Here is a 15,576-nt window from a genome sequence, read left to right on the forward strand (position 1 = left end):
AAAAAGCTGTTCAATAATATGAACAGCTTTCTTATTAGGGTGTTTTTGAAAAATATATTTATTTTTTCTTCTTGTTTGTTATATAAGCTCCTCCCAAAGTAGTGATTCCAGCGATTGCTAATGATATAATTTCATTCTCATATCCTGCTTTTGGTAGTTTTTTCTTGTTTGAAGCTTTCTTATTGTTTTTATTAGTTTTATTCTTTTCAGATTTTTCGATGTTTATTTCAACCTTTGTTTTAATAACTGTATCTTGTTCAGTTGTTTTTGTTGGTTCGTTAGGTTGATTTGTTTTTCCATCTTTTGCGAATAAAGAATATACTTTTGTAGTGGATCCTTTGATAGTTGCTACTACTGTCACAACAATTTTGTCTCCATTTTTGTATCCTGTAGTGTCTACTGATAATTCTCCAGTTTTTGGATCAATCTTAACGCCTTTTGGTGAATTCTTGTCTAATGAGAACATAACTCCTTGTGGCATTTTGATAATCTTTCCAGATTTGTCCTTGAACACTGGTGTTACTTTAATTTTTGCACCTTTTTTAACAGTTTTTATTTCGTAATGCAATGATAATCCATCCATTGATTTTTTGTTTTGAGTTGATGGTTTCTTCGCATTTTTTTCTGGTCTTTTCATTTCCGGTGTTTTTGTTTCTGGTTTTTTCACATCAGGTGTTTTTTCTGGTGTTTTTTCTGGTTGCTTTTTGTTATTTGAAGGATTTGTTGTTTTTCCAGGATTTTTCACTTCTGGTTTTTGTTCAGGAGCTTTTTTTTCTGGTTTTTTTACATCAGGTTTCTTTGCTTCTGGCTTTTTATTGTCCTCTGGCTTTTTATTATCTCCAGGTTTCTTTTCACCTTCAGGATTTTTTTCTGTTTCTGGTTTTTTTACATCAGGTTTCTTTGTTTCTGGGTTTTTATTATCTCCAGGTTTCTTTTCATCTTCAGGTTTCTTTTCTGGATTTTGTTTTTTGTCAGATTTTTGAGCAACTTTTGAAATTCTTGGAGAATCTTTTTTGCCTTTTTCTTGTTGTTGAATTATAAATTCGTCTCCTTCTTTTGCAGCTTCGTTCAAATCAACAGACCATTTTCCATCTGTTCCAACTGTAGCTTTTACTTCTTTTCCATTTTCGCCTTGCTTTGTTACTACAATTGTTGCTCCTGGAACTCCTTTACCAGTTACTTTTTTATCCCCTGCTTTAATTTCATTTACTACTGGGAAGGCCGATAATTTGTTTTGTTGATTATTATTTTCAGGTTTTTTATTATTTCCTGGTTTGTTTTCATCTGGAGTATTTGTTTCTGGTTTCTTAACTTGTGGTTTCTTTGGCACAGATTTTAAAATTCCGATGGAATCTCTCTTACCTTTTTCTTGTTGTTTGATTATGAATTCGTCTCCATGTTTTGCTGCTTCTTTCAAATCAACAGACCATTTTCCATCTTTACCAACTGTAGCTTTTACTTCTTTGCCATTTTCACCTTGTTTTGTCACTACAATTGTAGCATCTGGCGCTCCTTGTCCTGTTATTTTTGCATCCCCTGCTTTAATTTCATTTGCAACCGGGAATTTCGACAATTCTTTTTTCGATTCATCTTCTTTTGCTGGTGGATTTGGTTTGCCTTTATTATCATCAGCTGGTTTTTGAGGTTTTTCTTGTTTTGATTTAACTATTATAGTTTTCTCGCCATTTTTAAATTGTTTAGTTTGATATACAGTAACTTTGTCTCCTTCTTTCAATTCATCTACTAAATTTGCAGACCAGTTACCATGTTCATCAACAGTCGCATCTTTGTTGATGACTTTACCTTGTTCGTTTTTCAACTCTATGATAATACTAACTTTATAGCCTTTTGCTGCTGTTCCGCTTAATATTTTTTCGCCTGCATAAGCATCTTTTATTGTTAATTTAGCTTCTTCTTTTTCTCGTTCCTCTTTTTCACGAGCTTCTTTGTCATCATCTGATGGTGAATTTGGTTGAGGTTTTTTATTGTCTTCTTCTGGTTGCTTATCTGCTTCTCCAACAGTTACTTCTGTTAATTCTGAAATTTTCTTGTCTGTTTCTGTTTGATGAGCGTAAATCTTATCGCCAGCTTTAAACTTTTTGGCATCAATTGTAACTTTCCAATCTCCGTTTTGATCAACTGTTATATCTGTTGCTAAGATATCGCGGTTTTCCGAGTCTTTATATTTCCTTCCAAGATCTATTTTTGCCCCAGGTTCTCCCTTTCCAGAAATTACTTTGGCTCCTTCTTTTACTGAATTTATTGTCGGTTTTTTCGATATTCCTTTAACTTTTATGTTTGTTGTTTCTAAAACCTTGTCATCTTTTTTTTGAACGGCGTAAATAGAATCGCCAGCCTTAAACTTTTGGGGATCAATTTTAGCTGACCAACTTCCATCTTCTTTTACATCTACATCTTTAGCTAAAAGAACATTTTCAGTCACGTTATTACCCATTTTTGCAATATTTACTTTTGCTCCAGGTTTTCCAGTTCCTGATATAGTTTCATCTCCTTCAGTAACAGGATTTATTGTAAGTTTTTCTAATTTCTCTTGTGGGTTTTGTTGTGGATTTTTAGGGTTATTTTGATCAGGATTTTCGGCTTTCTTTGCTTGTACTTCAGCACTTACTTGGATAGGACGCTCTTTTCCTTCTTGCTGATTAACTAGAATAGTGTCGCCTTTTTTCAATTCTATTCCTTCAGGAATATTCAAAGTCCATTTACCTTTATCATTTACTACTATATTTGATCCCATGATTTGACCTTGACCACTATTAAACTTTGTAACATCGATTTTAGCTCCTGGTTTTCCAGTTCCTGATATAATTCTTTCACCTTCTGTAACAGGATTTATTGTAGGTTTTTCTGATTTTGCTTGTGGCTTTGCTTGTCCATCGTCTTGAGGTTTTTGTTTTCCAACATCAGGTTGTTGGTTATCTTGTTCGTTCTTCAAAGTTGCAATAGTATATCTTGCTGTCGGTTTTTTATTACTTTCAGTTTGAATTACTCTTACTTTGTCGCCTTTTTTAATCGAATCTTCATTAACATCAACTTCCCATGTACCATCTGGTTTTACTGTTGTTTCTCCTGCTTTTTCAGGTTTATTTAATGTCTTTTCGATTTGTACTTCAATTTTGGCACCTTTTACGCCAGTTCCCGTGATTTTTGTTTGACCTTCTACAACTGGGTTTATTCCAGGATTTTCACTTTCTTCTTTTCTCACAGTGATTGTCGCCTGTATTGTAGATGAAGTTTTGTCCTTATATGTTATCTTCACATTTACTGTTACATTTTCATCTTTTTCAATATTTTTAAATTTAGTAGAATCTGGAGTGTAGCTAATCATTCCTGTATTTTTATCAACTGTAGCTCCATCTACAGAATTTTGTGCCAATTCAAATGTTGTACCTTCAGGGATATCAGTTTTCGTATTATTTTGATTAAATGAAACTTTCATTGTTGTACTTTGGCCAACATTTACAAGTCCAGGTACACTTCCATAAGTAGCAGTGTATTGTGTATTCATTTTTTCTACTTTTTCTTCAGGTTTTCCTATGTCTTCAGCTTTTGCTATAGGATCAACTGAGCTACCCTTTTGTATATTTGAATTATGATTTATTTGATTTGTTAATAACTGAGAATGATCCTCTTGTCCTACTGGAGGAACAGTTTTTCCTTCTAAAAAGTCTTTGTTTTCTTTTTGTGTAGTTTTTGATTCATCTTTTGTTGTTTTTTCTGCTTGCTCAGATGATACAACTGTGTTTGATTCTTTATTTGCGTATGATAAATTTGGAGTTAAAGCAATCGCATAGCCTAAAAAGCATGACACAACTCCTATTGATAATTTTCTTAATCCGTATCTTAGTTTTTTGTTCAAACTATTTGCCTTCTTTTCTTCGATAATTTTGTTAAGTTTGTTTTTCTTATTCATCTCTTTTCCTCACAATTTTTATTTTAGCTTTTCTTAATTTTTGAATAAGCTAATTTAGTAAAATACTATTTGTATTTTTTACAATGCATATTTTACCATGTGATAATAAAAATTAAAATATTTTTTTCTAAACGTTCGGTGTTTTCCATCTAACGCCTTAATGTCAATCTTTTTAGCTTTAAAAATTTGAATTTTTAGACATTTTTAAATGATAATCCGTTTTCACAATCTAAATTTTTATAGTATTTTTATGTTTTTATTTGTATTTTTTGTTTATTTCGTGGATAATTCTCATCATTTTTTAATAGAAATTTTATTTGTTTTGTTGTTATTCATTTCATTTTTATTTCATAATTTTTTATTTTATTTTCGTATTTTAATATGCTTGACGTAGTTTACGAGAAATTTTTTATTCTTTTTTCTGAATGATTCTATTATTTTTCACAAATTTCACTTAATTTATTTTTATTCATTGAATTTATCTAGCTAAAGTTACGGGTGATTTTTGCTCTAATCTGATATTTTTTTGTATTTTTATTCGTATAATGAACTATATTTCACATTCATTTCATAATCTTTAATTATTTTTAAATATCTTTTTAATCCGTAATTGCTAGCGTTGTTATCTATTTGTGAATATTCTACAAATTATTACAAAAATGAAATATATTTTGAACGAATCCCTTGTTCCTCACAATTAACGGCTTATTTTTTATTGAAATTGAATATTTCCTAACAATATATTCATTATTTTTGCACAAAAAAACTGACCCTCACAGTCGTGTGACTGTTGAAGATCAGTTTTTTATTAGGATAAATTCTTTCCAGATAACTTGTACACTTTTTTCGCTCTGTTTTTGAGTCGTGAATCATGCGTTACACAAATTATGGTCATTTTTTTATTCAATTCGTCAAGCAAATCCAAGAATTTGTCGACGTATTCTTCATCTAAGTTTGCCGTTGGCTCATCTAAGATTAAAAGTTCTGGCTCATTTATCAACGCTCTTAGAATCATAAGTTTTTTGATTTCTCCACCGGACAAATTCTTCGCACTGTTAAGTTCGAGTAATTCTTCCATGTCGTATTTTTTGATGAATTTCTCATAATCAAAATCATCCACACCTGAGATTTCTGCTTTCATTTCCAAGTTTTCCTCGACAGTTAATGCTGGAAACACAATCAAATCTTGTGGCACAAATGATATTTTTTTGGAGCGAAGATCAGATATTTCTTCATCTGTAAACTCTTTTACTTCGTTGGAGAAAACTTTTACGCTTCCCTCATCGTAATTCAAAAATCCCAAGATAACATTTAGAAGTGTACTTTTTCCTGCGCCACTTGCTCCGACTATTGCGATGTAGTCATTTTCATTTACAGTTAAGTTCACATCTTTTAGAACTTCGTTTTTTCTGTCTTTATTGATAAGGTAGCTTTTTGATAAGTTTTGTATTTTTAATATTTCCATTTAATTACCTCTCAATTTAAGCGCCAATTCGTCTTTGGATATTTTGATTACGTTGAATATTTGTGTGATTAGTGCAATCACTACAACAACTAATAATGTTATTGCTGAAATTATTAGAATTTGTTTTGCATTTACGCTCATAAATGCCAAGTCCAAAGATTTTTCGATTTGTCCGGAGAACAACTTGACTGTTAGTATGGATAATCCAATTCCGATTACTGCTCCTATTATAGATAATACTACAGAGTATTGTAGAATTATAGATTTTAGTTTGCTCTTTGTTATTCCAAGTATTCTTAATGTCGCCATTTGCTTTTCTTTGTCTTTGAAATCAACTGTGAATATCGAAATCAACACGATTATTGCCATTATCAACGTAAAAGTTAATAATATTTTCAAATATTTCATCAAAGAGAACATTTCTTTGGATAGGTTGTCGACGAAATTTTTGTTCATAACAACCATTGTAGACGTTCCTCTAAGTGATTTCATAAGGTTTACTGTTACTTGCTCGCTGTCCGCATTATCTTCCTTTTTGATCATGATGGAAGATATTTCAGAATTTGGAATGTATTTTTCCGGATGAACTTTGGCGGCATCATGTAACATTTTCTTCGCCGTATCAAAATTCATGAAGATTGCATTATCAAATCCAAGACCAGTTTGCATTAGTTTGGATTTGACAGTGTATTTTTTGCCGAAAAAAGTCAATGTATTTGCATCAACAACGCTTACATTATTACCAATTAAAATCTCATTGTCTTTCAATTCTTTTACATCTTGTTTCATCCAGGGTTTGATCGTGAAGTCTTTTTCAAAATCAATTCCTATTGCTTGGACAGGAAATGAACAACAAGATTCTTGAAGAGTTGCAATGTACAATTGTGGTGCTGCTTGTTTGACGCCTTCGACTTTTTGCACTTTATCAAGTACATCATTTTTCATATAGAATTCAGAAGGTTTACCTGATACGAATAATGTTTCTTGTTCTTTGCCGCTTTTTTCTGGAACAATCATCATGTCTGCACCAAGTCTTTGTTTCATATTGTCGATTGAATTGTTAAGTCCAATCGAAAAATACATGCTGACAAACAAAAGTGCGGATACAATTGCCATTATCAAAACTATTACGAAAGTTCTGACAGAATTTGATGACATCCAGTTTTTAAGGTAAAGTTTATTTTTCATCGATACTCTTCTTCAATACAACAAGGTATGCTATAGAAATTATAGCAAGTATAATAGAGCAGAATGAAACTGCTGGAATTGTCTTCATTTGACAAGCGGCACCTGCGTGTTTACAACCACCTATTACAAATTTTGCTAATAGAAATGAATCGATAGCTAATACAGGAACTGCAATATTAATTCCCCATTCGATTTTTTCGTCTTTAATAATGTATGCTATGGCTAATAAAATAACGATACTTACAGCAACAACTGTAACTGCATTTGACATGTGGAAGCATTTCATAGGCATCTTACCTGGCATAACCATGCATGGTTTTGCGATGACTTTTGGTATTAATGCTAAAATAATTGCAGCTACCAATTGTAAAATTTTTAAAATTTTTTTCATATTTTTCTCCTTAAATATTTAATGATTTTTAGTATTAATTTCTCATTATTCACAAATCATTCTACCATAGTTTTTGTTAATTCATTGATTGAATTTTTTTATAAATAACGTGTTATTTGTGTTTATTTGCAAATTTTTTTCATCAATTTTTACAAAAACACCGTTCAAACATTGAATTAATAACACTTGTTGATTTTATTTCATTTATTGATTTTTTCTATAAGTAAAAATTCGTTTGTTAAATTTCTTTACAATTGGGTATATTACTATAAAGTATTTGTGTATTTTGTAAAATAAAAGGTATATGATAAAATATATATATTAAATACCACGAAAGAGATAATAAAATGGATTTAAAACAATTAGAAACATTCATCACGGTTGTGGAATGGGATAGTTTTTCTGAGGCAGCTAAAAGGCTATATCTTACACAACCTACGATTAGTACTCATATAAAACAAATTGAAAACGAATTGAATACAGAATTGTTGAAAAGAACAACGAAAAAGTTGGAGCTTACACCAGAAGGCAGAGAATTTTATAATTATGCTAAGTCGATTTCTAGAATTATGGAAAGTATGCAGGATTCTTTTTCAAAAAAAAGCCTTACTACTTTTAATATCGGAGCAAGTTCTGTTCCTGCAACCTATATTCTACCCTCTCTTTTATCAAAATATCACAAATCTCACATTAAAACTTTGGTGAATATAATTCAATCAGATAGTTTAACTACGATTGATGGCGTTATAAATGGTTCTATAAATATTGGAATTGTCGGCATGACTACTATGGATAAGGAGCTTACTTTCGAAAAAGTTCTCAGTGATAAGCTTGTAATTGTCACGCCTTATAACGATTATTACAATGCATTGAAGAAAAACAACGTGAAGATTAGTTCTATTTTAAAAGAGCCGATAATTTTTCGTGAACAAGGTTCTGGTACATTAAAAGAATCTATGAAAATGATTGATGCTTTGGGTATTAGCAAGAATTCTCTGAATTTAATAGGAACTGCAAATAGCACCGAAACTTTGAAGCAATGCATAAGAAGTGGAATGGGAATATCAATTATGAGTAAGCTTTCTGTAGAAGAGGAAGTCGCAAATAATCAATTGATTTCTTTCAAGATCGACGATTTTGAATCGGTACGTCACTTTTATCTTGTGTATCGTTCCAACACATTATTGTCAGAACCTGTAATAGATTTTGTAAAGTTTGCAAAAAAATACTTAGAAGAAAATTTTTAGTTCATAAAAATAACCGCAATAGCTATATTAGCAATTGCGGTTTTTGTGTGTTTGTTTGGTTAATTTAGACTAATTAAATTATATCAAAGTATAGCGAACGAGTCCTCTGGAAAAAATTTTATAAAATTCAATCGAGAAATTCGTTAAAAATTCAATTGTTTGAGCGTAAGCGAGTTTTGAATTTTAGAATTTCGAGATTAGAATTTTCAAATTTTTGTAAGCGAGACGAAGTGAGTTATACTTTGATATATTACCTGTCATTCTTTATTACTTCAAATCTTTTTGTTTTTCCTTGTCTTTTTTGTCGATTATTTTTGCAAATATCAGGCTCACAACAGTAAGTCCCACTACCAAAATAATCGCTTGGTAGAATTCCTTGGATCCTACATTTAACACTTTATCCCCCAAATTCAAATATACAAGTGTTCCGGGAATTATTCCAAGAACTGATGCAAACATGTATTTGGATAGGCTTATATTTGTCAAACCGAATCCGTAATTTATAAGATTATATGGAATAATCGGAATCAATCTACAAATAAACAACAGCGTGAATAATTTTGAATCAGGAGCGTTCAGTATTCTGTCTCTGTTTTTTTCGGAGAATTTTTCATTAATCATCTTGACTACATAATCATGTCCGATTTTTCGTGAAAGTTCGAACATCAACAAGCAGTTCATCGAAGCTCCAACAACTGTATAAATGCTTCCTTTTACAAGCCCAAAGCTTACTCCACCGATTAATGCCAACGCTGGAACTGGAAAGAATCCTATCGGAAGAATCGTGAACAATAAAATATACACAACTGCTCCCCATGGGCCAGATTTTTGTACCAAATTTCTAATCGAATCGTACGGAACGAATACCATTAGTCCCACAGTTAACAAAACTAAAAGGACTATCATAAATATTTTTTTAAATTTTTCCATTTGTCACCTACCTATTATTTGAATTAATTGTATCGTATAAGTTTAATATCTTCAACCAAAAAAATGCACACAGCTTTTGCCATGTGCATTTCTAATGTTTCTAAACTTTCAAATCAACAGAGTATTCTGTATCGTATTTTGAAATAATTGGTTTGACGTCTTCTTCGATGAATTCTACCACTTGCTCTGGGCATCTTCCAATATAAAGTTTGCCATCTAAAAGTGAATTCAAATCGTCTTTGTTTAAATTAAAGGCTTCGTCTTTTTCCAATAATTCTAATAAATTGTTGTCTAGTCCTTCTTCTTTTACTCGTCTACCTGCAACCATAGAATATTCTCTGATTTTTTCGTGAAGTTCCTGTCTGTCGCCCCCACGTTTTACAGCTTCCATCAATATATTTTCAGTCGCCATAAATGGCAATTCTTCATTAACGTGAGATTTGATTTGGTTTTCGTAAACAACAAGTCCATCGGTAACGTTGATTGCAATTTCCAAGATACTATCCACTGCCATGAAGCTTTCTGGAACGCTCATTCTCTTATTTGCGGAATCGTCCAATGTTCTTTCAAGCCATTGAGTGCTAGCCACAAATTGTGGATTTTGAACTAAACTCATCACATATTTTGCAAGTGATGAAATTCTTTCGCATCTCATTGGATTTCTCTTGTAAGCCATCGCTGATGAACCTATTTGTGTTTTTTCAAATGGTTCTTCCAATTCTTTTCTGTTTTGCAAAAGTCTGATGTCATTTGTCATTTTGTGAGCTGATTGTGCAATTGAGGATAGAACTTGAAGCACGTGGTAGTCGATTTTTCTAGTGTATGTTTGTCCACTCACGCTAACTGCACTTTCAAATCCCATTTCTTTTACGATTTTCTTTTCCAATTCTTTTACTTTGGCGTGGTCATTGTCGAAAAGTTTCAAAAATGACGCTTGAGTTCCAGTCGTTCCCTTTACTCCTCTCAATTTCAAATTTTCTTTTCTGTAGATGACTTCTTCCAAATCTATTAGAAAATCTTGAATCCACAAAGTAGCACGCTTTCCAACCGTTACTAATTGTGCTGGTTGGTAGTGAGTGTAGCCAAGTGTTGGCAAATCTTTGTATTTAATTGCAAAATCAGACAAGTGTTTAATCAAAATCGCAAGTTTTTTCTCTACGATTTCAAGTGCGTTTCTCATCACGATAATGTCAGTGTTATCTGTTACATAGCAGCTTGTCGCTCCCAAATGGATAATTCCAGCTGCATTTGGACACACTTCGCCGTATGTTTTTACGTGAGCCATTACATCGTGGCGAAGAATTTTTTCGTATTCAGCTGCCTTGTCGAAATCAATGTCTGAAATGTGTGATTGCAATTCTTTTATTTGTTCGTCTGTAATATTAAGTCCCAATTCTTTTTCGGATTTCGCCAATGCCAACCACAATCTTCTGAAAGTTTCAAATTTTACTTGTGAACTGAAATTGTGGCTCATTTCGTGGCTTGCATATCTCGTATTTAATGGACTTTGGTAAATATCGTTGTTCATTATTTCTCCTTGAAGTATTCTACTGCATTTCTAAAAATATTTTGTTTGTCGATGTCGTAAATATTTTTATACAAATCGTCTGCGATTCTTTCAGTGTGACACATTCTTCCCAAAATCTTACCATCTCTGGACAAAATTCCTTCGATATTGTAGTCCGATCCGTTTGGAGAGATTTTGTAAGCTGAGAAAACTTGTTCATTATCCAAAAGTTCTTGGAGTTTGTCTTCTTTGATTACAAATCTACCTTCACCGTGTGAAATCGGCATTCTGTAAGTTTTGTTCAAGTCAATTCCATTTGTCCATGGACTGTTATTAGTCAAGCATAATGTATCTACAAAAGTTGCAATGTGTCTTCTGTTTGTGTTAAATGTCAAGTTTGGATCGTCTTCTTGTGGTGATGTAACTTTTCCATAAGGAAGAAGTCCAGTCTTCACCAAGGCTTGGAATCCGTTACAAATTCCAATTACCAATCCGTCGTTTTCGTTCAACAAATAATCTATCGCACTACTTATTTTCTCATTTCTTAAGATATTTGCCAAGAACTTTGCTGATCCGTCTGGCTCATCTCCTAGTGAAAATCCTCCAGGAATGGCAAATATTTGCGCTTTTCTGATTTTTTCTGCCAAAACATCGATAGAATTTAATATATCTTCTTGGTTTCTGTTTTTGAATAGAACAATTTCTCCATCAGCTCCATTTTCTTTGAATGCGTTCAATGTATCCCATTCACAGTTTGTTCCAGGAGCTGCCAAGATTACAACGTGAGGTGTATCAGTTGGTTTCTTGGATTTCATTCTACGTTGTTCGATTTTTTTGTTTTCAATTGGTTTGTATTCGATTTTTTCTTTTGGTGTGAATACTTTATTTAAAACTTGAGTGTAGCCTTCTAGTAATTTTTCTGAATCTAATTTGACATCATTTACGATGATTTCATCACTAAATTCACCGATGTGTTCTATATTTTCGTCGTCATCGATGTATTCAACTACGAAACTTCCGTACATTGGATTGTACAAATTATCAAATTTGATATTAAATCCAGTATTTCCTACAGATTGTTCAAATATATTTGCCAACAGACCTTTTTTGTCCAATGCAATCGCAGAAATTATGTTTTTGTTTCTGATTTGTTCTGTGATAAAATCGAAATTTTCTTCCAATTTTTCAAGGTTCAATGTTCCGTCTTCTTCGTAAGGTGTTCTCACAAGACCGATTTTGCCCTTGCCTTTCAAATCATTCGTAATGATGTTGTCCACATCTTCGTGAGTCACTGCAAATGAAATCATTGTTGGTGGAACTGTGATGTCTTCGAAGTTTCCACTCATACTGTCTTTTCCACCTATTGGCATTGCTTTGAAATACTTAGAAACAGTGAACGCTCCAAGTAGTGCCTTCAATGGTTTGGACCAGATTTTTTTATCCAACATTTTTTCGTAATATTCTTGGAATGTCAATCTGATTAAGTTTTTATCTGAACCCAATGCGATTAATTTACTGATTGATTCTACAACTGCGTAGTATCCTCCCAAGTATTGAGATTGTACGGACAAATCAGCGTCAAATCCGTAGCTCATCATGGATACAGTTTTCATAATTCCATCCATTGTAGGAATTTTTGCAACCATCGCTTGTGATGGATTCAATTGCAATTTACCACCCATTGGATTAATAACTGTGTTTCTTCCGATTGTGGAGTCGAACATTTCTATCAAATCTCTCTTGGATGTGATGTTGAGTTGTTTTACTTTTTCGTAGAATTTATTCGCATCGGAACATTTTTCAGTCAAAATTTCTGGGACATCTTCTGATACAACTTCTACTTCAGCGTTTCTATCCGAACCATTTGTGTTGATAAAATCGTAGCTGATGTCTGCAATCAAATCTTCGTCGTAGAACATTCTCATTCTATTAGTGTCTGTGATGTCTGCAACAACTGTCGTTTCGATGTTTTCTGCATCTGCGTATTTTACAAATTCTTCCAAATCTTTCTTTGCGATTACACACGCCATTCTTTCTTGTGATTCACTGATGGCAATTTCAAATGGTTTAAGACCTTTGTATTTCAATGGAACTCTATCCAAATAAATATCTACACCATCGTGAAGCTCACCAATCGCAACGCTCACTCCACCGGCTCCGAAGTCGTTACATTTTTTGATCAAACTTGCAAGCTCAGGAATTCTGAAAAGTCTTTGGATTTTTCTTTCTTCAGGTGCGTTACCTTTTTGAACTTGTGCAGATTCTGTTTTGATACTTGTAACTTTGTGGCTTTTTGATGAACCTGTCGCTCCACCAATTCCGTCACGTCCAGTTCTTCCGCCAAGTAAGATTACGATGTCTCCTTTTTCAGGTTCAATTCTTTTTACATTTTCAATTGGCGCTGCAGCCATGACAGCTCCGCATTCCAATCTCTTAGCAACGTATCCGTCGTGGTAAATTTCATCTACAAATCCAGTTGCCAAACCAATTTGGTTTCCGTAAGAAGAATATCCCTTCGCAGCTTCTTGTGTAATTTTAATTTGAGGAAGCTTGCCGTCCATCGTGTCTTCCAATGAAGTAAGAGGATTTCCAGCTCCTGTGATTCTCATGGCTTGGTAGACAAATGCTCTTCCGCTTAGTGGGTCTCTTATTGCTCCACCCAAGCAAGTGCTTGCACCACCGAATGGTTCGATTTCTGTTGGATGATTGTGTGTTTCGTTTTTGAACATCAACAAGTAATCTCTAGTTTCGTCAACGCCATTTACCTCTACACGAACTTTGATTTTTACAGAACAAGCATTGATTTCTGATGAAATTTCCAAATCATCAAACTCGTTTTTGCTTCTCATGTATTTGGATAAAATCGTTCCGAAACTCATAAGATTGATTGGTTTTTCTATTTTTAATTCTTCTCTAACTTTCAAATATTCTTCAAAACTATTGTGAATTGCTTCATCGAGTTTGGTCTTTGCATTAAATTCAATATCCAAGAAAGTGTTAAAAGTTGTGTGTCTACAGTGATCTGACCAGTAAGTATCCAAAATCTTGATTTCTGTTTCGTTTGGATCCCTGTCTTCTGATTTGAAATAATCTCTGATGCATTTCAAATCTTCGTCATTCATCGCCAACGAATGATCGTCGACAAATTTTTGAAGCTCGTCATCCTTCATATTTCTGAAATTCGTGTATGTTTCGTTTTCCAAATTCTTTGGATTTTCTTGCTTCAAAGTTGTTGGAATACCAAGCAAATTAACCTTGTGACTGTCAACAGGGTTTACCAAATATTTTTCGATTTTTGCCAAATCTTGTTTGCTAGCGCCTTCGATTTCGTAAACTGTCGAAGTCTTGCAGTCGACATCTTCATCCAAAATCAAGCTTATTGTGTCAAGAACGCCTTGTTTTCTTTGGTCAAATTGTCCTGGTAAATATTCTACAGCGATTGCGTTTTTCATATCAGCTTGTAATTTCAACGCATCTTCTCCGTAGAACACATCATCCACAGATTTTTCGCTAAGAACTGTGTCGACAATTTTTTTCAAATTATCGTCACTAATTTCCAAATCGTATCTCTTGTAAATTACGAATTTATCCAAATCAATTCCAAGTAAGTTTTCAATTTGCTTTTTCTTTTCCTTAGATTCATAATCGTATTCGTCTTTTTTTCTGACATAAACTCTTTTTACTCTAGGACCAATATCAGTTCTGTGATACATGTTTTTAAAATCCACCTTTTCTATATCTTCATAACAAGCCTTAATAACACCATCGAAATTCTTTTTTGAATTTACAATATTTAACACACGACCGCCATTTGTGACGATTTTTCCGTCGACTTTTTTCGTTCCTGCATGAAAAACATAACTATCCATATCAGAAATTGTAATCTCATCATTCTTGTCGTAACTTTCTGGATATCCACCAGCACTTAGTACAATGCAAAGCGCCTTGTTGTCATTTATTTTCAAATCGACATCGGATAATTTTCCTTCACTTGTTTTCATCATTATATCTAACAAATCGTTGTCTATAAGTTCAAGCACAACTTGAGTTTCAGGATCTCCAAATCTCGCGTTAAATTCCAAAACGTAAATTCCATCGTCTGTAATCATAAATCCAATGAATAACAATCCTCTAAAATCAATGTTTTCTTCTTTTAATCCTGTGAGAATTTTATCCAATACGCTATTTTTGATTTTATCTACGAACACTTCTGCTTCGACATTTGGAGCATAAGTTCCCATGCCACCAGTGTTTGCACCCGTTTCTCTTTCGAAAATTTTCTTGTGATCCTTCGCAGTTGGAAGTGGAAGAATCGTCTTCGAATCTGTAAAGCACAACAAACTCATCTCAAATCCGTCGAGGAATTGTTCGATGACAACCATGTTGTCTTTTTCTAGTACATCTTTTAAGATTTTCTCCAAATCATCAGAATTATCTACAATGTAGACACCTTTTCCAGCTGCAAGTCCGTCTCTTTTAACGACAACTTTGCCATTTTCTTCCAACAATTTATTTGCAAAATCATAAGATTCATCAAAATCTTTGCTTTCCAAATACTTCGCTGTTTTGATGTCGTATTTTCCCAAGAATTTTTTCGTAAATGATTTTGAATTTTCAAATTCAGCAGCTTCTTTTACAGGTCCAAATATTTTGAGACCATTTTGTTCGAATAAATCTGAAATCCCATCACATAATGGATTTTCAGGGCCTACAACTGTATAGTCAATATTATTAATCTTTGCAAATTCAAGAAGGCCATTTAAATCGTCTGCTTGAATATCTACGTTTTCACCGATACTTTCTGTTCCAGCATTTCCTGGAGCGAAGAAAATTTTCCTACTTTCATCAAAAGATTTTATTTTACGTCCAAGTGCAAACTCTCTTCCACCTGAACCTACAACTAAAATTTTCATAAAA

The 15,576-nt window shown here is 33.0% G+C and carries 8 protein-coding genes; 1 reads left to right on the forward strand and 7 read right to left on the reverse strand.

The genetic code is table 11. From position 1 onward, the window contains the following. Positions 1-58: 58 nt before the first annotated feature. The 4 genes from FMG_RS09920 to FMG_RS07135 all read right to left on the reverse strand — a co-directional run bounded on the left by FMG_RS09920 (position 59) and on the right by FMG_RS07135 (position 6,975). Positions 59-3,931, reverse strand: a complete 3,873-nt coding sequence (locus tag FMG_RS09920; protein WP_012291015.1) for an Ig-like domain-containing protein — start codon at positions 3,929-3,931, stop codon at positions 59-61. A gap of 808 nt (positions 3,932-4,739) precedes the next feature. Continuing rightward, entirely contained in the window at positions 4,740-5,396 is a 657-nt protein-coding gene (locus FMG_RS07125; RefSeq protein WP_012291016.1) for an ABC transporter ATP-binding protein, read from the reverse strand. Continuing rightward, positions 5,397-6,584 (reverse strand): ABC transporter permease, encoded by a 1,188-nt coding sequence (locus FMG_RS07130; RefSeq protein ID WP_012291017.1) that lies wholly within the window; start codon positions 6,582-6,584, stop codon positions 5,397-5,399. After that, positions 6,574-6,975: a DUF4418 family protein gene (locus tag FMG_RS07135; protein WP_012291018.1), complete on the reverse strand. Its 402-nt coding sequence runs from the start codon at positions 6,973-6,975 to the stop codon at positions 6,574-6,576. The genes FMG_RS07130 and FMG_RS07135 overlap by 11 nt, the downstream gene beginning before the upstream one ends. Before the next feature lie 347 nt (positions 6,976-7,322). Between FMG_RS07135 and FMG_RS07140 the strand changes: the two genes are divergently transcribed. Beyond that, positions 7,323-8,222: a selenium metabolism-associated LysR family transcriptional regulator gene (locus tag FMG_RS07140; protein WP_002837031.1), complete on the forward strand. Its 900-nt coding sequence runs from the start codon at positions 7,323-7,325 to the stop codon at positions 8,220-8,222. Positions 8,223-8,489: 267 nt separating this feature from the next. Here FMG_RS07140 and FMG_RS07145 read toward each other — a convergent pair whose 3' ends face one another. From FMG_RS07145 to FMG_RS07155, 3 genes are all read right to left on the reverse strand, one after another. Beyond that, entirely contained in the window at positions 8,490-9,152 is a 663-nt protein-coding gene (locus FMG_RS07145) for a TVP38/TMEM64 family protein (RefSeq protein ID WP_012291019.1), read from the reverse strand. Between the two features lie 100 nt (positions 9,153-9,252). After that, complete coding sequence (gene purB, locus FMG_RS07150) at positions 9,253-10,680, reverse strand: adenylosuccinate lyase (RefSeq protein ID WP_012291020.1); 1,428 nt, start codon at positions 10,678-10,680, stop codon at positions 9,253-9,255. Beyond that, the gene (locus FMG_RS07155) at positions 10,680-15,572 is read right to left on the reverse strand and encodes a phosphoribosylformylglycinamidine synthase (protein WP_012291021.1); all 4,893 of its coding nucleotides are present in this window, start codon (positions 15,570-15,572) and stop codon (positions 10,680-10,682) included. Before FMG_RS07155 ends, purB begins: the two co-directional genes overlap by 1 nt. Positions 15,573-15,576 lie beyond the last annotated feature (4 nt).

Source organism: Finegoldia magna ATCC 29328, assembly GCF_000010185.1.
Taxonomy (GTDB): Bacteria; Bacillota; Clostridia; order Tissierellales; family Peptoniphilaceae; genus Finegoldia; species Finegoldia magna_H.